Origin of the sequence: Streptomyces spongiae (genome assembly GCF_009377185.1) — a bacterium.
In the GTDB taxonomy this organism is placed as follows: domain Bacteria; phylum Actinomycetota; class Actinomycetes; order Streptomycetales; family Streptomycetaceae; genus Streptomyces; species Streptomyces spongiae.
On record NZ_VJZC01000014.1, the window covers coordinates 1 to 21,673 of the forward strand.

Annotated in this window: 19 protein-coding genes and 4 pseudogenes; 7 read left to right on the forward strand and 16 right to left on the reverse strand. The window is 67.0% G+C overall.

All coding sequences use genetic code 11. The features are described from left to right. Positions 1–179: 179 nt before the first annotated feature. A pseudogene (locus tag FNH08_RS03935) lies at positions 180–851 on the forward strand (IS701 family transposase); the annotation flags it as partial. A gap of 55 nt (positions 852–906) precedes the next feature. Here the strand turns inward: FNH08_RS03935 and FNH08_RS03940 are convergent. After that, positions 907–1,731: a TIGR03619 family F420-dependent LLM class oxidoreductase gene (locus FNH08_RS03940; protein WP_322723619.1), complete on the reverse strand. Its 825-nt coding sequence runs from the start codon at positions 1,729–1,731 to the stop codon at positions 907–909. Beyond that, entirely contained in the window at positions 1,728–2,417 is a 690-nt protein-coding gene (locus FNH08_RS03945; protein ID WP_152769834.1) for an alpha/beta fold hydrolase, read from the reverse strand. The genes FNH08_RS03940 and FNH08_RS03945 overlap by 4 nt, the downstream gene beginning before the upstream one ends. Before the next feature lie 64 nt (positions 2,418–2,481). On the opposite strand from FNH08_RS03945, the gene FNH08_RS03950 reads away from it, so the two are divergent. Beyond that, the gene (locus FNH08_RS03950; RefSeq protein ID WP_322723621.1) at positions 2,482–2,856 is read left to right on the forward strand and encodes a MerR family transcriptional regulator; all 375 of its coding nucleotides are present in this window, start codon (positions 2,482–2,484) and stop codon (positions 2,854–2,856) included. 318 nt (positions 2,857–3,174) lie between these two features. On the opposite strand, the pseudogene FNH08_RS03955 reads toward FNH08_RS03950, so the two are convergent. Both FNH08_RS03955 and FNH08_RS03960 read right to left on the reverse strand, forming a co-directional pair. Further along, positions 3,175–3,761: pseudogene (locus FNH08_RS03955) on the reverse strand (transposase). Between the two features lie 203 nt (positions 3,762–3,964). Beyond that, positions 3,965–4,399, reverse strand: a complete 435-nt coding sequence (locus tag FNH08_RS03960; RefSeq protein ID WP_152769835.1) for an Rrf2 family transcriptional regulator — start codon at positions 4,397–4,399, stop codon at positions 3,965–3,967. A gap of 128 nt (positions 4,400–4,527) precedes the next feature. Between FNH08_RS03960 and FNH08_RS03965 the strand changes: the two genes are divergently transcribed. Further along, positions 4,528–5,283, forward strand: coding sequence for an SDR family NAD(P)-dependent oxidoreductase (locus FNH08_RS03965; protein ID WP_152769836.1), 756 nt, complete (start codon positions 4,528–4,530; stop codon positions 5,281–5,283). Positions 5,284–6,372: 1,089 nt separating this feature from the next. Here the strand turns inward: FNH08_RS03965 and FNH08_RS03970 are convergent. The 3 genes from FNH08_RS03970 to FNH08_RS03980 all read right to left on the reverse strand — a co-directional run bounded on the left by FNH08_RS03970 (position 6,373) and on the right by FNH08_RS03980 (position 9,030). Then, complete coding sequence (locus tag FNH08_RS03970; protein WP_152769871.1) at positions 6,373–7,353, reverse strand: AraC family transcriptional regulator; 981 nt, start codon at positions 7,351–7,353, stop codon at positions 6,373–6,375. 391 nt (positions 7,354–7,744) lie between these two features. After that, complete coding sequence (locus FNH08_RS03975) at positions 7,745–8,335, reverse strand: IS110 family transposase (protein WP_322723622.1); 591 nt, start codon at positions 8,333–8,335, stop codon at positions 7,745–7,747. A 332-nt stretch (positions 8,336–8,667) separates the two neighbouring features. Further along, positions 8,668–9,030 carry a hypothetical protein gene (locus FNH08_RS03980; RefSeq protein ID WP_152769837.1) on the reverse strand — a complete coding sequence of 121 codons (363 nt, stop codon included), beginning with the start codon at positions 9,028–9,030 and terminating at the stop codon, positions 8,668–8,670. 74 nt (positions 9,031–9,104) lie between these two features. Between FNH08_RS03980 and FNH08_RS03985 the strand changes: the two genes are divergently transcribed. Continuing rightward, a complete protein-coding gene (locus FNH08_RS03985) occupies positions 9,105–10,658 on the forward strand; it encodes an ISL3 family transposase (protein ID WP_407704332.1) in 1,554 nt (517 codons plus the stop codon). A gap of 212 nt (positions 10,659–10,870) precedes the next feature. On the opposite strand, the pseudogene FNH08_RS53900 reads toward FNH08_RS03985, so the two are convergent. The 8 genes and pseudogenes from FNH08_RS53900 to FNH08_RS04030 all read right to left on the reverse strand — a co-directional run. Further along, positions 10,871–11,230 (reverse strand): annotated as a pseudogene (locus tag FNH08_RS53900) (AAA family ATPase); the annotation flags it as partial. A 431-nt stretch (positions 11,231–11,661) separates the two neighbouring features. After that, the gene (locus tag FNH08_RS03995) at positions 11,662–12,375 is read right to left on the reverse strand and encodes a restriction endonuclease (RefSeq protein ID WP_322723624.1); all 714 of its coding nucleotides are present in this window, start codon (positions 12,373–12,375) and stop codon (positions 11,662–11,664) included. Positions 12,376–12,418: 43 nt separating this feature from the next. Next, positions 12,419–12,888: pseudogene (locus FNH08_RS04000) on the reverse strand (restriction endonuclease); the annotation flags it as partial. 244 nt (positions 12,889–13,132) lie between these two features. Next, positions 13,133–13,342, reverse strand: coding sequence for a hypothetical protein (locus FNH08_RS04010; RefSeq protein WP_152769839.1), 210 nt, complete (start codon positions 13,340–13,342; stop codon positions 13,133–13,135). Positions 13,343–13,479: 137 nt separating this feature from the next. Continuing rightward, a complete protein-coding gene (locus FNH08_RS04015; RefSeq protein ID WP_152769840.1) occupies positions 13,480–14,256 on the reverse strand; it encodes an SDR family oxidoreductase in 777 nt (258 codons plus the stop codon). Between the two features lie 137 nt (positions 14,257–14,393). Further along, positions 14,394–15,392: a heme-dependent oxidative N-demethylase family protein gene (locus FNH08_RS04020; protein WP_152769841.1), complete on the reverse strand. Its 999-nt coding sequence runs from the start codon at positions 15,390–15,392 to the stop codon at positions 14,394–14,396. 41 nt (positions 15,393–15,433) lie between these two features. Beyond that, entirely contained in the window at positions 15,434–16,348 is a 915-nt protein-coding gene (locus FNH08_RS04025) for a PDR/VanB family oxidoreductase (protein WP_228033865.1), read from the reverse strand. Positions 16,349–16,359: 11 nt separating this feature from the next. Next, a complete protein-coding gene (locus tag FNH08_RS04030; RefSeq protein ID WP_152769843.1) occupies positions 16,360–17,001 on the reverse strand; it encodes a hypothetical protein in 642 nt (213 codons plus the stop codon). Positions 17,002–17,243: 242 nt separating this feature from the next. Between FNH08_RS04030 and FNH08_RS04035 the strand changes: the two genes are divergently transcribed. Beyond that, the gene (locus FNH08_RS04035; RefSeq protein WP_152769844.1) at positions 17,244–17,648 is read left to right on the forward strand and encodes a RidA family protein; all 405 of its coding nucleotides are present in this window, start codon (positions 17,244–17,246) and stop codon (positions 17,646–17,648) included. A gap of 1,044 nt (positions 17,649–18,692) precedes the next feature. Here the strand turns inward: FNH08_RS04035 and FNH08_RS04040 are convergent. Continuing rightward, positions 18,693–20,078 (reverse strand): cytochrome P450, encoded by a 1,386-nt coding sequence (locus tag FNH08_RS04040; RefSeq protein WP_194238354.1) that lies wholly within the window; start codon positions 20,076–20,078, stop codon positions 18,693–18,695. A gap of 41 nt (positions 20,079–20,119) precedes the next feature. On the opposite strand from FNH08_RS04040, the gene FNH08_RS04045 reads away from it, so the two are divergent. After that, positions 20,120–20,434, forward strand: coding sequence for a 2Fe-2S iron-sulfur cluster-binding protein (locus FNH08_RS04045; protein ID WP_152769846.1), 315 nt, complete (start codon positions 20,120–20,122; stop codon positions 20,432–20,434). An 8-nt stretch (positions 20,435–20,442) separates the two neighbouring features. Further along, positions 20,443–21,612 (forward strand): NAD(P)/FAD-dependent oxidoreductase, encoded by a 1,170-nt coding sequence (locus tag FNH08_RS04050; RefSeq protein WP_152769847.1) that lies wholly within the window; start codon positions 20,443–20,445, stop codon positions 21,610–21,612. Positions 21,613–21,673: the final 61 nt, after the last annotated feature.

Here is a 21,673-nt window from a genome sequence, read left to right on the forward strand (position 1 = left end):
CCGAGGCCCGCCGCTACATGGGACTCGACCTGCTCGGCAAGGCCCGCCTCCACCCGATCGAGTCAGAAACCGACGAGACCGCCCTGCCCACCGAACTCACCGCATAGCCTCAAACCGAGATCACCGAGTGGCCGTCAATACACCACTCCAGCGGACGTGACCCTGCCACATGGGGCCCCACGGACACTGCATCCTGTCCGCTGGAGTGGGAGCTGTTCCTGCCCGAGGAATGGGCAGGTGACGCCAGGCGACGGCAGCAGGCCCGGGTGCCCGATGAGGTCGGGCATGTGTCCAGGACCCAGTTGGCATTGGGACTGCTCGACCGACTGGCTGCACGGCTGCCGACGGTGCCGGTGATCGCGGCCGATGCCGGTTACGGCCGCAGTGTCTCCTTCCGGCTGGCACTGGAGGAACGCGGCAGGTCATACGTGATGGCCGTCGACCCCAAGGAGATCGCCCGGCCGGCAGTGGCCGAGCCGTATCAGCCGGCCTATGCCGGGCTTGGGCCGCCGACTCTGCCCCGCTACCGCGAACGCACCGCCCAGGAACTGGGCGGCGGTCGCAACCGCTGGGACGGCGTGCTGCCGCTGCGGACCTTGCTCGTCGAACAGCCTGAACGAGCAGCGGAGCCGACCGGGTACTGGATGACCAATCTGCCCGCGACCACACCCGTCGCTGACATGGTGCGGTGGGCCAAGATGCGCTGGCGCATCGAGCACGACTACCGGGAACTCAAGCACGGACTGGGCTTGGACCACTTCGAAGGCCGCACCTGGCGCGGCTGGCACCACCACGTCACCCTCGCCACCGCCGCCCATGCCTTCCTCACCACAGGCAGAAGCAGAACCTAACGAAGCACTACTAGCCGGTCGAGGTATCGGGAGGAGCAGGGAAGACGGGGCGCCCTCAGCCGCATGGATGCCGGATCGCTTGAGCGAAGGCGGCCATCCGCCGGGCGTATCCGTCCGGGTCGCCGAAGTGCACCGCAAGGTGCTCGGCTCCAGCGGCCCGGAAGGCCTCGGCAGTGCGGGCGGCCTCGCCGACAGTTCGGTCCGGGCCGTGCCAGTCGATCCGGGTGCCGGGGGACACGGTACGGCCGTCCGTACGGGCCCGCAGGTACGCCAGCCGTTCGCCGAACGCCGTCGGGTCCAGGCCCACACCCTGCCAGACGTCGGCGTACCGGGCTGCCCGGCGCAGGGCGGCGTCGCTGACACCGCCGGTCATCACCGGCACCGCACCGTCGGGGCGCGGCTCGAAGACGCCCGTCTCGAAGCCGTACCAGCGGCCCTCGAAGGGTCCCCGGCCGACAAGGAACAGGTGCCGGAGCAGTGCGATTGCCTCGTCCGTGCGGGCCGCCCGGCTCCTGAAGTCGGCGCCGACAGCGGTGAACTCGGGTTCGTCCCAGCCGATCCCTACACCCAGGGTGATCCGTCCGCCGGACAGTCCGTGGAGGGTCGCAACCTGTTTGGCCACCACGAAAGGACTGCGCAGGGGCAGGACGAGCACGGAGGTGCCGAACCGGATCCGGCTGGCCGCGGCCGCCAGCCAGCCCATGGTCACCAGCGGTTCGAGGACACCTCCGTACACCGGTCCGTACTCGCCGGGCGGCAGGATGTGGTCGGGGAGCCATGCCGTGTCGTAGCCGAGGGCCTCGGCCTGCTGTGCCAGGTCGGCGAGCCGGCGCGGGTCGGCGCCCGCGGCCTCGTTCGGGAGGACGACCTGCAGCTTCACTCCCCCTCACCGTCCTTCCCGTCCGAAAGCGGAAGGGAGTGGAGGAAGTCGAGGACCGGTTTCAGCCACTCTTCCGGCCGCTCGACCATGACCACGTGATCGCTGTCGATCTCCGCGTACCGCGCGCCCCGAATTCCGGCCGCCAAGGAGCGGGAGCCGCCGGGCAGGACCATGCTGTCGGCGGTCGTCGCGACGACCAGGGTGGGGACGGCGACCTCGGCCAGGTCACCGGTGGTGTCGAGGGAGGGGATCAGGTCGATGTGCGGGTGGAGTGCGGGAGGTTCCTCGGCCCGCCAGTCAGGGAGGAGGCCGAGCAGGTGGTCGTCGGGCCGGGCGAATCCGGCGGTCAGTACGAGCGCGGTCACCCGCTCGGGATGGCGTATGGCCGCGCGCACCGCCACCAGCGTGCCGAGCGAGAAGCCGAGCACCGCGAACCGCCCGACGCCGCGCCGTACGGCGGAGTCGACGACCGAGTCCGTGAGCTGGTCGAGGTCCAGTGGGGCGTCGGCGACCGGGGTCTCACCCGAGCCGGGGTAGTCCGGGGCGACGACAGTGTGGGCGGCGGTGAGGGCGGGCAGGACCGGTGCGAAGTTGCCTTCGATGCTGCCGGTGGCTCCATGGGCAAGCAGCAGTCCTGGGCCGGTTCCGGTGACGGTGGTGGCGAGGGTGGGGAATGAATCGCGCATGCCTCGTACGTTGACCCATCACACAGGTGTGAAGGTCAAGTCCCAGGTGTGGTGAGGAGAGTCAGTGCTGATAGGCGAACTGTCGCGGCGGACCGGAGTTGCGGCCCGGATGCTGCGCTACTACGACGAGCAGGGCCTGCTGTGCCCCGACCGCGACAGCAGCGGATACCGCGTGTACGCACCCGACGCTCCGTACGTCGTCGCACGCATCCGGGGCATGCTGGCGGCCGGGCTGACCACCGAGGCCATCCGCGAGATGCTGCCATGTGCCACCGGCGCCGGGCCGGGGATCGAGCCCTGCCCAGAGGTGCTGCGAACGATGACCACGCACCTGGAAAAGATCGACGCGGACATCGCGGAGCTGCGCCGCCGCCGGGCCGCGCTGGCCGTGTTCCGTGACGCGACCGAGGCGCGGCAGGAGCGGGCGCACGCTCGCTGAAGGGCGTTGCTCTTTCCACCACTCCCAGGGGGCGTTCCAGTGTCGCCGCCAGCGGTTGTTTGGCATCGACGGTGTCATTGCGCACCGAGGCTCGGATCTGCGCATTTACTGCGCACCGAGCACCGACAGTGCGCATCAAGTCGCGGAACCTCCAGCGGGGATCTTGGGTGTTACCAGTCAGGAGAATTATCGAAGGTCAGCCTACGCACATGTTCGTGGAAGTGCTCTGTAAAGGAGTATGTGTAGCGCTGTCTCCAGGAAGCCGGGGTTAACCGCATTCACCCCCGCTTAGATAATCTCTAAGAGCTCGTAACACGATCATGGGCGGGCCTTCTTGAGGTGTCTCCAGCAGATGAGGCTGCAGGCCAACGAGACGAAGGCGTCGTGGAGCTCGGTTCGGCGTTCCCAACGGACGGCGAGGCGTTTGAACTGGTGGAGCAGGGCGAAGGTTTGCTCGACGACGTAGCGGAGTTTGCCCAGGCCCTTGATGTTCGGGGCGCCCTGCGGGAAATGATCCGGTCAGGTGGTGTTTGCTGCCCGTCTTCCGCCAGTCGACCGGCGACGGACCAGTGTCGGCACCCCCTTTGTTTCGCGCGGACGTGGGAGCCGTCCACGCACGCGCGGGACCAGTCGAGTTCGCCATCGGCGTTCAGCTCGGCGAGCCGGATGCGGTGCAGTTGGCCGAAGACTCCAGCCTGCTGCCACCACTCCAGGCGCCGCCAGCAGGTCTGTCAGGAACCGAACCCCAGCTCCAGCGGCAGGAGCTGCCGGGCTATGTCGTTGTGCAGGGCGTACAGGATGCCCTGCAGACACAGCCGGTCCGCCACCGGCAGCGGGCCCGGCGACTTCTCCGGGGAGGGCGGCAGCAGCGGCTCGATCAGCGCCCGCAAGTCGTCGTCCACGATCCACGGCCGGGTGCTCACATCCTCCTGAAGGGCGGAATCGTCACATCGGTCACGCCGGACCAGGGCACTTCAACAAGATCAAGTTACGAGCTCGTAGGACACGGTCCAATACTGCAACGGTCTTTGGTGTGACTGGTTGCCAGGCTATTCGCCGGCCTGAGCATGGACGGGGATCTTGGTGATGTCAGGGCGTAACGAGGAGGCTAGCGAGATGCCGCGAGTACGTCCCGCAGTACGTTCGCGAGCGTGACGCGGGCCAGCTCGCGTCTCAGGGTCTCCTCGATGCCCTCGTAGATGCCCTGCATCGCCGGCTGGATGCCGTAACCCACCACGCATCCCTGGTCCGGGGTAGTGCGGTGCATCGCGAACAGCGGGCCGGGTTCCACCGCCTCGTACACGTCGAGCAGGGTCATCGACCCCAGCTCGCGCGCCAGCGACCAGCCCGCGCCCACGCCCCGCCGGGACTCCACGAGCCCGGCCCTGCGCAGTTCGCCGAGCAGCCGCCTGATCACCACGGGGTTGGTGTTCGCGCTGGTCGCGATCTGCTCGGAGGTGGCGACCTCATGGCCCTGGCGCTGGTAGAGACCGATCCAGGCCAGCGCGTGGGCGGCAATGGTCAACCTGCTGTTGGCGCTCATGAACCCCTCCTCTCGGCCGCAACGCTTCATGTTACGACAGCCCAGTCGTAACAGCTAAGGTTGCAGCTGACTGTCGTAACAATTAATGTTGCGACTGCCGGGAAGGGTCAATCAACGAGGTGAGAAGAATGAGCAAGCCACTCACGGGCAAGGTCGCCCTCGTCACCGGGGGGTCGCGCGGGCTCGGAGCCGCGACGGTACGACTGCTGGCCGAGCAGGGCGCCGACATCGCCTTCACCTATGTCAGCTCCGAGAAGCAGGCGCAGGCCGTCGTCGACGAGGTGCACGGCAAGGGAGCCAAGGCCGTCGCCTTCCAGTCCGACCAGGCAGACACGAGTCGGGCACCGGTGCTGATCGACGACGTGGTCGCGCACTTCGGCGGCCTGGACATCCTCGTCAACAACGCGGCGATCTCGGTGGAGCAGGGCCGCACGGTGGACGACCCGGACGCCGACACCGCCGCACTGGACCGGATGCACGCCACCAACTACCTCGGCGTGATCGCCGTCATCCGGGCCGCCTCCCGGGTACTGCGCGCGGGCGGCCGCATCATCACGGTGAGTTCCGGACTGGGCTCCCGGGTCGGCGCCCCCGGCCTTGCCGACTACGCGGCGACCAAGTCAGGGATCGAGAGGTACACCATGGGCGTCGCACGCGACCTCGGGCCCCGGAACATCACGGCCAACGTCGTGGAAGCCGGACTGATGGAGGGAGGCATGGAAGGGCCGGGCCCCGAGACCCTCAAGGCCCTGGTCAGCTCGCTGTCCCTGCAACGCGTGGGTCACCCCGAAGAAATCGCCGCGGCGATCGCCTTTCTGGCGAGCCCCGCCGCGTCGTACGTCACGGGCGCGGTGCTGGACGCCCACGGTGGCTACAACGCCTGAACCGGAACCCTGCCGCGCGCCCCGGAGGACATCGCGCCCTCGGGGCGCGCACCGCCGACGACCGCCGGCAGGGCGGTGCCAGGCGTAGAGGGCGCAGCCAAGGGCCTGGCCTCGGTCGGAGGCGGCGGGCGGGGCGAAGTACCTCGCCGCCCGTCCGGACCGTCAAGGTGAGGGCGTGCCCGAGCAGCCCGACGAATCGCCCGTCCGTTGGAAGGGCCTGTGGCCTATCCAGTTCCCTCCCGTGCTCTTGAGGGTCCTGTCCTGTCCGAGGAAGAACTTGAGGCCCGTATCGCGCGCGCCACGCGCGTACGGCGGCCCAGCGAGTCGGCCTCATCGGCCATGCGCAGCAGTTCATCCTTGGAACGACGGCGCAATGCCGCGCCGGCCTGCGCCACGACTCGCCGCGGGAACGGTGCAAGGACGAGGTCGCGAGCGCTCTCGCGGACCTTCAACTCTGGGCGGCTGCCCATTCCACCCTTGCCTCAGAGGCGGGAGTCGGATGGGTATCGGGCAGTACGACGCAGCCGCCTGCGGGCGGGAGCCGGCGCGGATCGGGTTCAGAGGAGTTTGCGAGAGCCTTTACTTTCGCCACGCCAACTCGCAAGAGGACTCGGCTATAAGGTTACTGACCCCGTGAAGCTTGTCCAGCTCGCGAGTACACCACTTTTCCCACGACATCGATTCGCCGAGCCCGCAAACCGTGTGGGCACGCGCTTGCTCGCTTGAACGGGTCATGTATTGTTTGACGTATTCGTAGCAGTCGTACTGACTCGCATGGGCAGGCGCGGCGCCTGCAAAACCGATCCCCACAAAGGCCGTTACCGCCATACTCGAAGCAGCAATTGCCGTCATTGCCCTACGCACATTTTCCTCCTTGTTCGACTTTCCAGGATTATGGCTCAATGTTGCCAGGCGTGCGGCCGCGAGAGGATCAAACACCAGCTGACTTTTCGAGCGCCATACTTGACGCACGATTGATCAGTGTTTGAGGACTCCTTGTTATCGGCCTTCTGTCCACGCATGTATCAGGCTATGCGGCGGCAGCATGGATTTCGTTAGCGCCGAGTACACACCTACTTGGCGATGCGTCTAGTCGGCGATGTGCTGGGCTTGCTGGCGGTATTCCTTGGGCGGGATGCCGTACGCCGTGCGGAAAGCGCGGGTGAAGTCGGACGCGCGTGGGAAACCACAGTACGCACCGATGGTGTGGATGGGGGTGGCGCGCATCGTGGGGTCGGCGAGCCTGCGGCGCGCGCGCTCCAGGCGTTGGCTGCGAATCCAGGCTGCGACCGTGTGCTCTTCCTGCTGGAAGAGGCGGTGCAGATAGCCAGGGGAGATGTGGTGTGCGGAGGCGACGGCGCGCGGGGTCAATTGCGGGTCGTGTAGATGCTGCTGGATGAAGGCCCGGATGCGCAGTACGAGAGTCTGTCGGTGGGTCTCCGGGGGGAGGGAGCTGCCGGCGTCGAGGACGTGGGCGAACAGCGCGGAGAGGAGGTCGACCGCCACAGTTCCCAGGCGGGGTCCGTCCTCAGGCCGGTAAGAGCCGGTGCCCTTTGAGAGCTGCGTGAGCAACTGTGCCAGCAGAGCACCGAAACCCTCATGGGCCGGAAGCCGCAGCCTGACCACTTGGTCGAGTTGGTTCCGGGGCAGCGGCAGCAGCGCCTTGGGAACCTCAATGCCTATTCCCGTGTGCGAGCCCGAGTCATCGCCCCCACGAACGTCGACAGGCCGAGAGGTGTCGACGACGCACAGGGTGTTCGGGCTGTACACGGTCTCCTGCTCGCCACGTGTCACGTATAGCGGTCCGCTTGACGGTAGAGACAGATGCAGCCCCTCGGGATCAGACTGCTTGATCAGCTTCGGCGTCCGCCTGAAACACACCGGCTGGAACGTTGTCGGCCACACCGTCACACTCCCGAGGTCGATCACGCGCTGAGAAGCCCGAAAGTCGGCCCAGTTGTCGCTGCGCAACTCCAACGGTGCGTGCGTCTGTCCAACTAGCTGGCGCCAGTAGTCGAAGCGGTCCGCAGTCGGCAGGTCCTCGCTCCGAAATACTCTCTCCATCAACATGCTTCTTCCTCGCTTCCTGGTCACCTCGACCAGCTCGTCCCTCGTAGCCTGCCTGGGTACGGCCTGAACCGTCCTACGCCTGATGGATGCGTCGGGAGACTGATCACTCCGATCTATTTTTTCCTGCGAACAACGGCTGACACAAAGTGGTAGATCGGTCCTGGTCACCGTGTCCATGGCGGCAGTTGAGCGTTCGGTCCGGTGTGGGGATGTCGCCGTAGATCGTGTCGGATGAGCTGTGGGATCGCCTGGAGCCGCAGCAGCCCATCCCCCACGCCAAGATCCCCAGGGAACCCGAGCGCTGCCAGGGCCGGGCCTGGTGGGGGCCGTCTCGACAGCGGCCTGGGCAAGCGCGGCGGCACCTTTGACCTTGCGGTTCTTCAGCCAGGTCTCAGGTCTCGATGCGCCTGACGCCGCTGGGGTGGATGGCTGTCGGCGTCTGGTTGCCGGTCAACAGCGGCACGGGCCCCTTGTTCGTCAGGCTGAGGGCCCGCTCCAAAGCCGGGCAGATCTTCGGGAGTTGCTCCAAGAGCCTGTTGACGTGGCGGGTGCGGTCGTTGACGAGGTCGGTGCGGCGCCTGACCAGGGCCTTGAGGTCGATGGCTATCTCGTCGCCGGGCCGCAGAGTGCCGGGTTCCTTGCGCATGCGGGCCTGGTCGGCGATGGCGAAGGCGTCCGTGGCGTACGTCTTGCCCTGGCCATGGTAGGCGGCTGATGCCTGGTGAACGGCGAGTCCGGTGAGGTAGACCATCGGCTGGTCGTGGCCCAGAAGCAAGCCGATAAGCAGGGCCGCACCGCCGTGGTTGATGTCCACCGCCCACAGCGTGTCCTCGGAGAACACGGGGACATCGCCGATCAGCTCCAAGAGCGCAGACTCGTCGTTCAGGACCCGCCGCGACAAGAGGCGTTCGCCTTGCCCGTCGATCACCCCGCAGTGGTGATGTTCCTTGCAGTTGTCCACCCCGGCCCAGCTCTTGGGCACGGTCACCTCCGCCAGCTAATCGTCCGACTGCAGTCCCGCAGACGGCCTCGCCGACGATGTCCTGCACAGCGATCGAGTCGCGTATCCCCATGAGCGGTCGAGTCGTCGCGGGGCTCCCGGCGGCCACGTCAAGTGAGCGATCCAACGGCGACAAGCTCACAGCCATACCCGGAACCCCTGGGCCCGACAATCCTACGAATGACCGTCTCATACCCACGCTTGGAAGGTAGGCCAAGCTCACCCCTGGTCGACAGTCGTCCCGCACCCGCGGGTAGCTCCCTCGTCGACCACCCATTCGGACCACCGTCTCGCACCCCGGCACCGATCATTTTCTAGAGGAAGTCCACCTTTAGGAGCTTCTTGACGTCCGCCAGGTCGACTGTGCGGACGTTCGCGTCGTCAGTGGGGTCTACCGCCGTCACAGACAGCCCGAAATAGGCCGGAATGCGTCTGGCTAGCCGCTCAAGAGGCGCAGCGTCCGCACTGCTGACCAGGTCGCTGAGGAACACGTCCAGGGCGCCATCCTTCAATGCATAGGTGAGCCTGATCACGACCTCGGAGCAGTCGGGATCGAGGTCCACTATGAAGGAGGCCAGAGGGCCGTACTGTCCGCAGTTTGTCGGCGACGGCTGAAAAAGTGGTTCTGGATCACTTTCAGTGCCAGGGCCACGGAGGGTCACCGAAACCGCGATCATGAACGGTCGTGGGTGATGTGCTCCTCCAGGACCTGTGGTTTCACCAGGTCGAGGGTGTCGAGGTAGAAGACGCCGTGTCCGAAGGCGAGTTGGTGACTGTCCGGGCCCGGACAGGTGCGGAGCAGGCCGCGTGTCCGGCGTGCGGGACCCTGTCGTCCCGGGTTCACAGCCGGTACGTGCGTCGGCTCGCCGACAGTGCGGTCGGCGGCCGTCGGGTGCTGATCGAGTTACAGGTGCGGCGGTTGCGTTGTCGTGAACGTGCCTGCCGGCAGGCGACGTTCGCCGAGCAGGTCGACGGGCTGACTTTCCGGCATGGGCGGCGAAGTGCCGGTCTGCAGAAGGTGCTTGAACGCCTGGCGGTGATGCTGGCCGGTCGGGCCGGCGCCCGCTTCGCCGAGGTCCTGACGGCCCAGGTGAGCAAGTCGACGCTGCTGCGGCTGATCCGCCGCCTGCCCGAGCCCGAACCCACCACACCGCGCGTCTTGGGAGTGGACGAGTTCGCGCTGCGCAAGGGGCACAACTACGGCACGATCCTGATCGACATCGAGACCCGTCAGCCCATCGACCTGCTGCCGGACCGGACCACGACGACGGTGGCCCGGTGGCTCGCCGGTCACCCTGGTGTCGAAGTGATCTGCAGAGACCGCTCGACCGCCTTTGCCGAGGCCGGACGGATCGGCGCCCCCGAAGCGGTCCATGTCGCGGATCGCTGGCACATCTGGTCCAACCTTTCCGAGGCCGTCGAAAAGACCGTCGTCCAGCACCGCGCCCTGCTCCGCGAACCGCACGACTGCGCAGCCACACCGATCAGTGCGGCCATGAAGACGATGGAACTCCAACCGCACGCCGCGCCGGGGCCGCGGACAGCAGGCCGCCTGTCCGACCGGATCCGGGAACAGCACACAGCCGTCCATGCCCTCCTCGGCAAGGGAGTTGGGCTGCGAGCGATCGGCCGTGACCTCGGCCTGGCCCGCAACACCGTCCGTCGCCTCGCCTACTCGACGAGCCCGGACGAACTCCTGGTCGGCCAGTGGACCGGCCGCACCAGCATCCTCGACCCCTACAAGCCCCACCTCCACGAGCGGTGGGCCGAGGGATGCACCGTCGCCCGCCGTCTGTTCGAGGAAATACGTGCGCGCGGTTACACCGGTGGCGAGAGCGTCGTGAAGAAGTACGTCGCCCGGCTCCGCGAAGCCTTCCCCCTCGATCCGCCCCGCAAGGCACCATCCGTGCGCGACGTGACCGGCTGGCTCACCCGCCGCCCCGACCGTCTCACTGACGACCAGGTCCAGCGACTCAAGGAGATTCTGGCCCGCTGCCCCGCGCTCGAGCGCACCGCGCATCACGTCCGCGCGTTCGCGGAGCTCATGAACAACCGCCAGGGCCACGCCCTGGACCAGTGGATGACGAGCGTGAAGGCCGACGACCTACCTGCCCTGCACACCTTCGTCACCGGCCTCGGCCAGGACCTCGACGCCGTCGTCGCCGGCCTCAGCCTGCGCTACAGCTCCGGCGCTGTCGAAGGCCACAACATCAAGATCAAGATGCTGAAGCGGCAGATGTTCGGCCGCGCCAACTTCGACCTGCTCCGCAAACGGGTCCTCCTCAGCGCGCGAGGCCGTTCATGATCGCGGTTTCGGTAACCCTCCGTGGCCCTGGCACTGAAAGTGATCCAGAACCACGATTCACGCGTCGCCGACACGCAGTTCGCGTCGTATCCGATATGGAGGGTCAGGGTGACCTTCGGGATCCGGCCGCGCGCCTGTTCCTTCTCACCCGCAACGTAGAGGCGGTGCGCGTCAAGGAACTCCGCGTAGCATTCTGCAGAGAAGTCCTCGATGCGCAGCACGCTGTCTTTCTTCGCCAGGAAGAGCTTGAATAATTTGGCCAGCGAGGTCTTTCCCGTGTTGTTGCGGCCGACGCACAATGTCACGTCGTCAGTGAAGGACAGTTCGGTCTCACGCAGCAACCTGAAATTCTGGATTACGGCCTTGGTCAGGTGGGGTGGCATCGGAGTCTTGCGGCTGGGCAACTCGCTCAAGCCAGCTCGTTGGCCCGGAATGACACCACTCATACCGGTTTGAGACACCCCAACTCCCTGCCGCGCACCGATGCCTATGAGGACTTGAACTCGAGCACTCGACGAACGGATGAGCCCCGTACCGCGCTCACGCCTCCTCAGGCCCTGGGGCTGCATCATGCCACCGGGAACGCCTCCCGTTTCACACTTCCCTCATACCTGTCAATTTCGATCACGCTAGATCATCAGCAGACACAAAGCAGTCGACTGCTGAAAGTGGGTCCGCTACTGCGGCCTTACGGGGCAGCCTCAGTACCTACTCCCGCCGAGCAGCAAGGTCACGGATCGTCAGGGAGCGCACTTCAGACGGTGAGCGGCTGGGGTAGAGAGCCCATTGAGGAGAACCGGCATGCCGGAGACCGCGGCGTCATCACAGGAGTGTCGCCTCACGATCTCTCGACCCAAGGCCGCCTCGCTGTGGGGGGCTCTTCGCCGGGAGGGGCCCGGGCCGATCTCCATGACAACGCACCGCACCGGACTGAGCCTGAAACGGGACCACCGGCCACTAGGCGGGATCTTCGGGGACGGACTCAGCGCGGTGTGCGCTGGCGTCAGTGTGTCGTGCTTTGGATGCCGAGGACGTCGTAAAGGTGCTCACCGTGGGCCCATCGTTTCAATTCCGGGCGGCCCATGAGGATGAGCTGGTGATGCTGGGCGAAGTCGATCGCCGGCTGCGTGAAGCAGTTGAGCGCGATCATGATCGGGAGATCGGCTCCGTGGTGCGGGCGGGCCGTCCCGTTGAACTTCTGCACGTGGCCTGACCCGACTGGGCTCTGATACTGCTTGCACTGCACGATCAGGAGGCGGTCTTCGTCATCGCGGGCAGTGATGTCCACGCCGAGGTCACCAGCGCCTCCGACCCGCTTGGGACGCCGGAATCCGTCACGGGCCAGGAGATCAGTGCATGCCTGCTCGAAACCCGTCGCGCTCATCGCGTAAAGCTGCTTCATCTTGAAGGTCAGCGCGTCCTCTTCGATCGCATCGCCAGAGGGCGCGGCGAACGTGTCGTCCGCGTTGGCGTAGGTGTTGGCGCCGAACAGAAACGACAGGATTCTGCCGAGCAGGAGGAGCATGGGCAGTCCGCCGACCACGAAGAGCCCGGTCCACCACGGGTGATCGGCTATCAGCCCCCACAAATCTACGGTGATCCACTGACCGACGTCCTCGGTGAGCCACTCCCAGAGCATCTTTCCGACGGCCAGCGCGATGACCGTATACAGCAGGAACTTCAGCAGCGGGTCGAGCGACCCGTCCTCGTCGAACACCACACCTCCAGACGTCTTGGGCAGCGAACACGCTCTTTGCCAGTCATGCCGCACGCCTGAATCGGCTCGGTCGAGAGCGCGCGGACAATCCGAGGAGCTCGTGCAGAGCGGCACCGTCCTCGGCCCAGCGCCGTAGCTTTTCCCGGTCGATCCAGTGGACGCCGTGCCGGTCGCCCCACGCCATGGCATCGCGGGTGAAGGATCCGTTGGTGACGACGACAGCGTGATCGGCTTTGTGGACCGGCCCGGCCGTCCCCTTCACCGCGTACATCACAGCTGAGCCCACCTCCCGCCGACGCGGGTGTGCTTGGCCTGCACCACGATCCGGCCGCGCTGCGGATGGTCACCGATGACGTCGGCGGCCTGGTCGCCGCCGCCACCCACTCTTCGGGCCAGCCAGCCGTCGCGGACCAGCAGATCCCGCAGGGCGTACTCGAAGCGACGGTCGTCCATGGTGTCGAACTCCGCGAGCGTGATCCACAGAGTGGCCAGCCGCTCCCGGCGTGCTCGCTGGGGCTCGTCGCGGAATCGCCCGGGTGGTCTTGGTGATGTTGTCGGCTCCGAGGGTTTTCAGGACGCCGATGGCGCGCTTGCGTAGGATCGCCATGGCCCGTGGTCCGGTCCCGGTGCAGGGCGGTTGCAAGTTCCGGGGTCGTGCGGCTGGTCGGGTTGTGACCGGTTGGGACGCATGACAGAGCAGGCACGGGTCACCTCGTGATCACTGTGGTGTCTATAAGAGCGGTGTTCCGTAGTGCCGTTACGGCTCCAGCCCGCTGTCAGCGTGGTCCCCGCCGATGCGGGGGTGTTCCCAAGTCGTCCGGGTCCTGGCCGCGGATGCCGAGACGGTCCCCAAAGCATAGAGATGGCCGTAGGTGAAGCCGTGGGCGAGCCAGACGGCGGTCGTGCCGCCCGCCACGGTCACTGCCTCCGGGATGCCTCTGTAGCCGCGGCCTGCCACGCGGGCCATGCAGTCCAGGGGAGCGTGAGCAGCCCCGAGCCGGCGACCGCGGCCAAGCCGTTTGCCCACGAGAGGTGACCGCCGGAGCCGGAGCCGCCCAATAGTCCCCTCGCAGGTCACGGGGCTCTGGTCGTGGAACCCGCCGGTCAGCCCGCGCCGACGAGACTGATGCCCCCGTCAACCGGGAGGACGACTCCGGTCACGTACGACGAGGCACGGCTCGCGAGGTACACCACGGCGCCGGCGATGTCATCTGCTGCACCGATGCGCTGCAGGGGAGCCACGCGCTCCAGGTTGGCCCGCTCCTCCTTGAGGGTGGCGGCCATCATCTTCGACTCGAACGGTCCGGGGGCGATGGCATTGACCGTGATGCCTGACGGCCCCAGCGTGATCGCCAGGCTGCGCGTCAGGTGGTGCAGCCCGGCCTTGCTTGCCGAGTAGGCGTAGGTGGGCATGAGCGGCACGCGCAGTCCGTCAATCGAACCGACGTTGATGACCCGTGCCGGGTCACCGGGCGTGCCGGTGGACTCCAGCAGTGGCAACAGGGCCTGCACCAGAAGGAACGGTGCACGGAGGTTCAGGTTCATGACTTTGTCCCAGCCGGAGACCGGATAGGACTCGACCGGCGCACCCCAGGCGGCGCCCGCGTTGTTGACCAGGATGTCCACCGCCGAGACGCGGCTGATGACCTCGTCCGCGAAGTCCCGGCAGCCCTCCGGCGAGGACAGGTCTGCCACCAGCGGCACCACCGACCCGTACGCCGACAACTCCCGGGCGGCCCGGTCGCAGGCCTCGGCATCCCGGGAGGCGATGTAGGTCGTGGCACCGGCTCGGAGAAGCCCCCGAGCGGCCATCAGGCCGATGCCCCGGCTGCCTCCCGTCACGATCGCGGTCTTCCCCCTCAGATCGAACAGCGTCTCCATCAGCCTCTCCTCTCAGCAGTGCCCGGCCAGGAGGGCAGCAGGCATCGGACCACGTTCATCGTGAGGCGCGCGTCCACCAGGTGCAGGCGAGTTGGGCAGGGAACTCCACCCGCTCGGGGGACACTTCGATCACCGGATCAGGAAGACCGCTCCAAGTACGGGAGCACAAGCGGGCCATAGACGTGGAAGCCCTTGTGGTGCACCAGGTCGTCGGGCACCTCTTTGATAACCCGCATGGAGCTTGCCGACCACTCTGGCACCGACGCGATCTGCTCCAGCGAGATCGACTGCACCGAGATGGTGTACAGCACGGCACCGGTCAGGGGCAGCCGCACGAAGTGCGACAGCTCGCTGCGCATCCGGACGTCGGTGCCGACGGTGTCGAGCCGGGGATCGGCCAGGTAGGCATCGGCCTTCGGCGTCCACTCCGGGAACGCGTCCTTGGATCGATCGAGCCTTCCGCCGATCTGGAAGGCCCAGGGATTCCTGCGGTAGAGCTCGCCGATCGGCATCGTGGACAGGAAGCGTTCTGATCGGTCCACGGTCCCGTCGTCCATCACGCGCGGGACGGTCCCGTGCACCTCGTGGAAGTTCATGCCGACGACGAACGTGGGCGACCAACCCATCGAGAACGTGACCAGCACAGTGTCGACGTACAGCCGAGCGGACCGGTGGTCCAGCAGCAACAGGTCCTCCTGCACCTGCCGGCCGATGTACTCCAGAGGCTCCATGCCCAGGGAGCTCAGATCACCGAATGCGAACTCACGTTCCAGCCCGAGTCGACGGTTCGTCCAGAGCCATCCGTCGGCGCGCCGCGTCAACGCAAAGTCGTCCGGGTACTCGGAACCGAGTCGGCGCATGAGGAACAGCATCGCATCCCACTGAGCCGGCAGCATGTGCGGGAGTGAGGTGAAGCGAACCGGGTCTCGGTCGAGGATGCGACTGCGTATCCGCACGCAGCGCTCGTAGTTGTGGTTGACCAGGAGCGCCCTGCCACCCCACGTTCCCGCCGCGGTCGACCGGGGCGCCAACGCGGGCTCGACGTCCACGCGCGGCTCGATGCTCGCCTTCTCCAGCGGAAAGGGGAAGTCCTCGATGCGGCTGTTCTCGTACTCATCGTCTGCCAGTACGTTCATCCTCGTCTCGCTCTCGCTCTCGCTCTCGCTCTCGGAAGCTGTCACAGGTCGAGGACCAGCTCGCCACGTGCACGCGAGACACAGATGAGCATCTGCTCTCCCGCGTCCCGGTCAGCTGCTTCGAGGTAGTCGTCCCGGTGGATCACGTCTCCTGACACCACGCCGGTGAGACACTCACCGCAGAAGCCGCGCCGGCACTGGCTCCGCACGGATAGTCCGGCTGCGTCCAGCGCAGAGAGGACGGTTTCGTCCGGCGCTACCTGGACGCGGCGACCGGACCGACTGGTCCTCACGGTGAATGGCTCGCCAGGGGCCAGCGTCACGGCGAATGGCTCGGAATGCACCCGGGTCGACGGCCAGCAGGCCGCGAGCGCCGCTTCCCGGACAGCGTCGATCATCGACTCGGGTCCGCACACGTAGAGGTGCGTGCCGACGGGCTGGCGCACCAGCAGATCCGTCAGGGTGGTGGCGAAATCCGACCTCGACCCGTGCAGGTGCAGTTTGTCGCCCGCGGCCGCCGCGAGCTCGGCGGCCAAGACGTGGTCGCGCGCGACGTAGTGCACCTCGAAGTCGTGGTTCCACCGTGCGTGTGACCGCGCGTGCGACACGATGGGGGTGACTCCGATGCCGCCGGCGAGCAGCAAATGTCGACGCGCCGACCACACAGGAGGGAACTCGCTCACCGGCTGCCGTGCGCGGATCGTTTGCCCGACTCGGAGCTGGTGCATCCACAGCGAGCCCCCGTCTCCGTCGGGTTGGCGCCGGACCGAGATCGTGTACGCCGCAGGCTCAAAGCCGTCACCTGTCAGCGAGTAGGAGTTGAAGCGTCCCGTCCGCCACTCGACCGGCAGGTTGCTTCCGGGCACGTACCCAGGCAGGTCTCCGCCGGCAGGCACCAACGCCAGGGTCCGCACCTCAGCCGAGTGCTCGACGATGCCGTCGACGACCAGCTGCATCAGCTCCCTGGTCATCGGAGCTGGCTCGCGAGGTACGCGGCGCGATGTCCTGAGAAGTTGTACTCCACCACCAGCACGACTTGGCAGGTCGGGCAACGAACCGCGTCCCCGACTGCCGCCCGCGCTGGAAAGATGTCGCGACAGTGGACGCAGAAGAGCTCTCGGACAGCGTCGGTCGACGACCAGTGGACGCCGTCGGCCGACTGCGTCTCCCTGTCGAGGCAGCGGGTGACCACTTCCTCCGGCTCGAATCCGAGCGAAAGTGCGACAGACCTGAGTGCGTAGACGTCGCGCTCGCTGCCGACCAGAGCCACGATCTCGCCGACAGTCATCTGGGCCGTGATCGCCACGAGGTCCTCACGCACCGACTCGTCGAAGGCGGTGTACTCGACGTCCCTGACGCGAGCCGGTCCGGAAGCCCGTACCTCGGCGGCCTCGCGGCGCACGGCTTCGGCGCCGCCCAGGCTCTCCGGTAGATCCAGCACCTGCACCAGCAGCAACCCGCGAGCACGCGGCAGTGCGCCATCCGGCTCGTGTTCGGGGACGTTCGTCTGCGAACGCGAGATGCCGTCTGGGCGGCGCACGGCATGCCGCCGCAGAGCCACGGCCGGGCACCCGCGGGTCATGTCGGGGACGGGTACGTGAGCGCCCATCACAGAACACCCCCTCGATCACTCTCGTAGGCAGATCCAGGATGACCCGGCTGCGCCTGGCCTCGCGGGCGGTACAGCTTCATGCCGCCCGGGTGGGGGATGTGAAGGGCGCCCGTGTCGACTCGCTTCGGCCTTCCCCCAACTGGGCCGACATCACGCTGAGCGGGCACGAGTCGGTGCGCGCGGGCGGACAATCCGCGTAACCGCTTCGCGTATCTCCTTATTCGTCGGAAGGACATCCTGTGCCCGTCATTGACTACTTGAAGCCCGAGAAGCTCTACCGCCCTCGTGGTTTCGTCCACGTGACCGTCTCCACCGGAGCCCGCGCGATCCATGTCGGGGGACAGATCTCGATCGACGTCGAAGGGGAGTTTCAGCACGTCGGCGACTACCGCGGCCAGATGAATCTGGCCATGGCGAACCTGTTCAACGCGGTCGAGGGCGCAGGCGCGTCCTTGGCCGACATCGCCAGGATCGGGATCTACGTCGTGGACTACGGTCCGGAGGCCGACGCGGCCGTCTTCGCCGGATTCGGCGACGCCGTGGCCGAGCGCGAGTTCCGCACCCCAGCGCTGGTTCTGCTCGGTGTCTCCGCGCTGGGTCACCAGCACGCGTTGGTCGAGGTCGATGGGGTCGCCTACGCCTGAGCAGGCCGATCCGCCGCGTCGGCGCTCGCTCCCTCCTCCCGTCAACCGCCTGTGGGTCAGGGCGGTGAACCTGCACCCGAAGGTGGGCGAAGCCACCTCGTCCGACGTGAGAAGGTCGTCGCCGGCCCGACCCCCCACACACACCGTGCCGTCCGTGCCGACGGTGCCCGCCCCAGCGGACGAGGTAGTCCCACGCGAAGCCGACCTTGGGCAGGAGTGAACTCGGAGTGCCCTGTAGTCCTAATCGCCCGCTCCACGAGGAGCTGCCCCGGATGGTGCCGATCGACCTGCCGCTGGTAGATCTGCTCCATCGACACCGGGACGAAGAGGACACCGATACCGGCCAGGGACTGAGCACCAGCACCTGGGATCGTCCCCCGACACGGGGGACGGCCGTGAGGCGGTGGAACTTGGCGGACACCGGGTCGGCAGAGCACGTCCGGGTCACGCCGCGCGTTGACGTCGCCTGGTGAGTCCGGCGTGCAGGTCGTGCGCAGGTTCCCGGCGCGTCATCCGTATCGCAATCTGGCACGTCCTGCACGACGACGTCCCCTACTGCGACCCCGGCGCCGACTACTTCACCAAGCGTGACTCCGAGCGCGCCATGCGCCATATGATCAAGGAAGCGAACAGCCTTCGAATTGCCGTCCGCTTAGAACCCATCGCAACAACCTGACCTGCACAGTCGCTTGCATCTTTCGTGTCAGGGCCGGCTAAGGCGCTACGCCGACAACCGATCTTGAGCATGTCTCGTCCCCGTACCAGCGAGGCGGTATCTCCAGCACTAGCCCGCGTGCTGGTGCGTGCCCTGGAGGACCTGGTTCGGGCACCTGACCCATGAGGGGCTCCAGCGGAGCGTCGAGGAGGTGTCGCCCGGGAGCGGTTCAGAGGCGGACGGAGGACATCTGTCGTCTGCGTGCCCGGCACCTGTAGCCGGACAGTTTCCACCCGCGGCCAAGAGCACAGTGGCGAGGGCTGGCACGGTCGCAGTGAGCGGGAAGGACTTTGGGGAATGCGCTGCCGGTCCGGACGGCCGTTCGGACGTCAGCCCTGCTCCAGGTGGACCGGGAGGTGGGCGACACCGTGCTTCGAGTCCGCGTCCCACTCGACCTCCCCGGCCTGGTCGAGCTGGACACGGTTCGCCGCAAGGTACCCGAGGAAGACTTCGCAGACCATGCGCACCAGGTTGCGACCGGCACATATGTAGGAACCGCCGCCGAAGGAGAACTGCCTCGAACGCTGGTCCCGTTCCAACCGGAACGCATGTGGATCGTCGAAGACCGATGGGTCTCGGTTGCCGAAGATCCAGAGGAGGTGAATGTTCGTGCCTTCCGCGACGGTGACGCCGGCGTACTTGAAGTCGTGAAGCGCTTGCCGCGTGATCATCGGCACCGGTGAGTGCAGGCGCGAGATCTCCAGGAAGCCGTCTCGGCCGAAGGACTCGTGCTCATAGAGGTCCACGGGGCGGGAGCCTGATTCGAGCAACGCCACGACGCACAGCGTCAGCATGGAGCTCAGCGCGGTGAAGCCATCGAAGAGTCCTGCCCCCAGGAGCTGGTGCGGGTTGGCCCAGCGCTCTGATCGCACGTGCGCGGCGAAGTGGTCGTCGAAATCCGTGACGAGGGGTGCGCGACCCGAGATTGCCGCACGGTCGATTATCTCGACCAAGGCTGTCATAAAACGAGCGCTTGCAGCGTCCGCCGTCGCCCACAGCTCCGCAGTCGGACGCTTCGCGAAGAACTTCATCATGCGCTGGGCGTCTCTGACGAGCGGTGCCACCGAGGCCACCGGCGCATCAAGGACCTTGCTCCAAAAGGTGGCTGCGATCGCATCGGCCACGCGACGCGGGAAGTCCACCACTTCGGCCTCCAGAGCCGGAGCAACGTTCTCGCGCACGGCCGCGTCGGCGTGAGCCGTCAGGGACGCCATCGCCCGCGGACTCATGACGTGCCCCAGGGTCTGCTTCGCCGGGCGGTGCTCAGGAGCGCGGAGATTGAAAGTGGAAGCCCCGAAGAACATGTGCAGGCCGGGCCAGTCACTGCTCCCCGTCGGACTCCCGTAGAGCGCCTCCCAGGTCTGATGACCCACAGCCGGATGGGTTCTCAGCACGTCCAGGTCGGCGTTTCTGAGAACGACCAGGTCGCCGCGCGCCGTCCTCATCAGGCCGGAGGAACGCGCGTAGGACTCCCGCAGGATGCCGGGTAGCGCGGGCCCGTGCCACGCGTCACCGAATCGGTCCATGACCGGCAGGGAGCCGAGCGACGGCTCATCGTGACTCGACATGGCGGGATCCAATCCCGCGCTCGTCCCGTGTGGGTGACGAATGCTCCCGATCGTGCCCAGATGGGGGATGCGCAAGGTCCTTTCCCAGATCCCCCAAACGGGGGCTTCGGGGTCGACTGACCTGTCGATCTGGGATCCGTCGACCATGCTGACGATCCTTGCCGACACGACCCCGAGGGGACTCAAGCATGCCCATAGCGAGGTTCGTCCAGCCGGACGGCGATGACGCCACATGCGACGTACGAGCCGGCGACTCGATCATGCGGACCGCGGTCGAGCACGGCATCCCCGGGATCGTGGGCGAATGCGGCGGGTCGCTGTCGTGCGCCACCTGCCACGTCTACGTGGAGTCTGGCGCCGCGGGGCTCCCGATCTCGGACGACGAGGAAGAGATGCTGGCGTGGACAGCCTCTCCGCGCCTCCCGACGAGCAGGCTGTCGTGCCAGCTGGTCCCAGGCCCCGAGGACGTCGTGGTGGTCCTCGTCCCCCCCACGCAGTACTAGGGGGCGACATGCTTCGACCTGAGGGAGTCGTCGTCGTGGGTGCTGGTCACGCGGGCATCGCCGTGGCGAGCTGCCTACGTCAGACGGGTTTCGGCGGCACCGTGACCATCCTGGGCGAGGAGGATGGTCTCCCCTACGACCGTCCAGCCGTGTCCAAGGACATGCTCCTCAGCGACCTGGACCAGCCACCACTTCTGCGCGCCCCGGAGTACCACGCCGAGCACGGCATCGCGATCCACCGCACTCACGCCCTGCGCATCGATCGGGAGCGCCGACGGATCGTCACGCGTGACGGACGCGAATGGCCCTACGGCCACCTTGTGTTGGCAACCGGAGGGCGCCCGGCAGCCGTTCCGATCACCGGGGCGACGTTGCCCGGGGTCCTGCGGTTGCGCAGCGCCGCTGACGCCAGGGTGACGCGTCGGCGTCTGGAGTCCAGCACGCAGGTGATCGTCATCGGGGGCGGCTTCATCGGCCTTGAGGTAGCAGCTGCGGCGCGCTCCCGAGGTGTCGCGGTCTCGGTGCTCGAGGCGGCCGACAGACTCATGGCCCGGTCGGTCAGTCCGAGCACCTCGTATGCCGTCTACGAGCATCACCGCCGCACCGGGGTCGACCTGCGGCTCGGGACATCGGTGGAGTCGTTGGTGGGAGACTCTGAGGTCACCGGAGCGCTTGTCGAGGGCGGCCGGTCGATCCCGGCTGACGCGGTGCTCGTGGCCGTCGGGATGCAGCCCCGCGACGAGCTGGGTCGCGACGCCGGCCTCGCGGCTGCCCGAGGCGTCCTGGTGGACGAGGACCTGCGCACGACCGACCCCTGCATCTCGGCGCTGGGGGACTGCGCGACCGTGGCGCGGCACGGACAGCCGACCGCACGGCTGGAGTCCGTGGCGAGCGCTCAGGCACAGGCGCAACGTCTGGTGTCATCGTTGTGCGGGCAAGCCACGCCCGACGAACTCCCGGCTACGTTCTGGAGCCATCAGGGCTCGCTGAAGCTCCAGATTGTCGGTCTGCGCACGGCGTCATCCGACGATGTCCTGGTCCGCGCCGAGGGAGGTCGGCAGAACGTCTTCTGCTTCACCGACGGGGTCCTGACCGCAGACATCTATGCGCGGCCGCCGAGTTCGACTTGCGCACTCCCGCGCGGAGCGTTGCCTGAGGCTCCCCTCGGGGTCTGGTGACGGCGGAAATGCGAAGCTTCCCGCCGTCTAAAACTGCCGATCATCATTGACACCTGGGGCT

Bases quoted from the DNA above. Each gene is read 5' to 3' on its own strand.
- FNH08_RS03945 (WP_152769834.1), bottom strand. From the start codon at position 2,417: ATGCGCGATTCATTCCCCACCCTCGCCACCACCGTCACCGGAACCGGC.
- FNH08_RS03970 (WP_152769871.1), bottom strand. From the start codon at position 7,353: ATGTTGATGGAGAGAGTATTTCGGAGCGAGGACCTGCCGACTGCGGAC.
- FNH08_RS04015 (WP_152769840.1), bottom strand. From the start codon at position 14,256: ATGGAGACGCTGTTCGATCTGAGGGGGAAGACCGCGATCGTGACGGGA.
- FNH08_RS03965 (WP_152769836.1), top strand. From the start codon at position 4,528: ATGAGCAAGCCACTCACGGGCAAGGTCGCCCTCGTCACCGGGGGGTCG.
- FNH08_RS04020 (WP_152769841.1), bottom strand. From the start codon at position 15,392: ATGAACGTACTGGCAGACGATGAGTACGAGAACAGCCGCATCGAGGAC.
- FNH08_RS04010 (WP_152769839.1), bottom strand. From the start codon at position 13,342: ATGGCCCGCGTGGCAGGCCGCGGCTACAGAGGCATCCCGGAGGCAGTG.
- FNH08_RS04040 (WP_194238354.1), bottom strand. From the start codon at position 20,078: ATGGTCGACGGATCCCAGATCGACAGGTCAGTCGACCCCGAAGCCCCC.
- FNH08_RS04025 (WP_228033865.1), bottom strand. From the start codon at position 16,348: ATGCAGCTGGTCGTCGACGGCATCGTCGAGCACTCGGCTGAGGTGCGG.
- FNH08_RS04045 (WP_152769846.1), top strand. From the start codon at position 20,120: ATGCCCATAGCGAGGTTCGTCCAGCCGGACGGCGATGACGCCACATGC.
- FNH08_RS03960 (WP_152769835.1), bottom strand. From the start codon at position 4,399: ATGAGCGCCAACAGCAGGTTGACCATTGCCGCCCACGCGCTGGCCTGG.
- FNH08_RS04030 (WP_152769843.1), bottom strand. From the start codon at position 17,001: ATGGGCGCTCACGTACCCGTCCCCGACATGACCCGCGGGTGCCCGGCC.
- FNH08_RS03980 (WP_152769837.1), bottom strand. From the start codon at position 9,030: ATGATCGCGGTTTCGGTGACCCTCCGTGGCCCTGGCACTGAAAGTGAT.
- FNH08_RS04050 (WP_152769847.1), top strand. From the start codon at position 20,443: ATGCTTCGACCTGAGGGAGTCGTCGTCGTGGGTGCTGGTCACGCGGGC.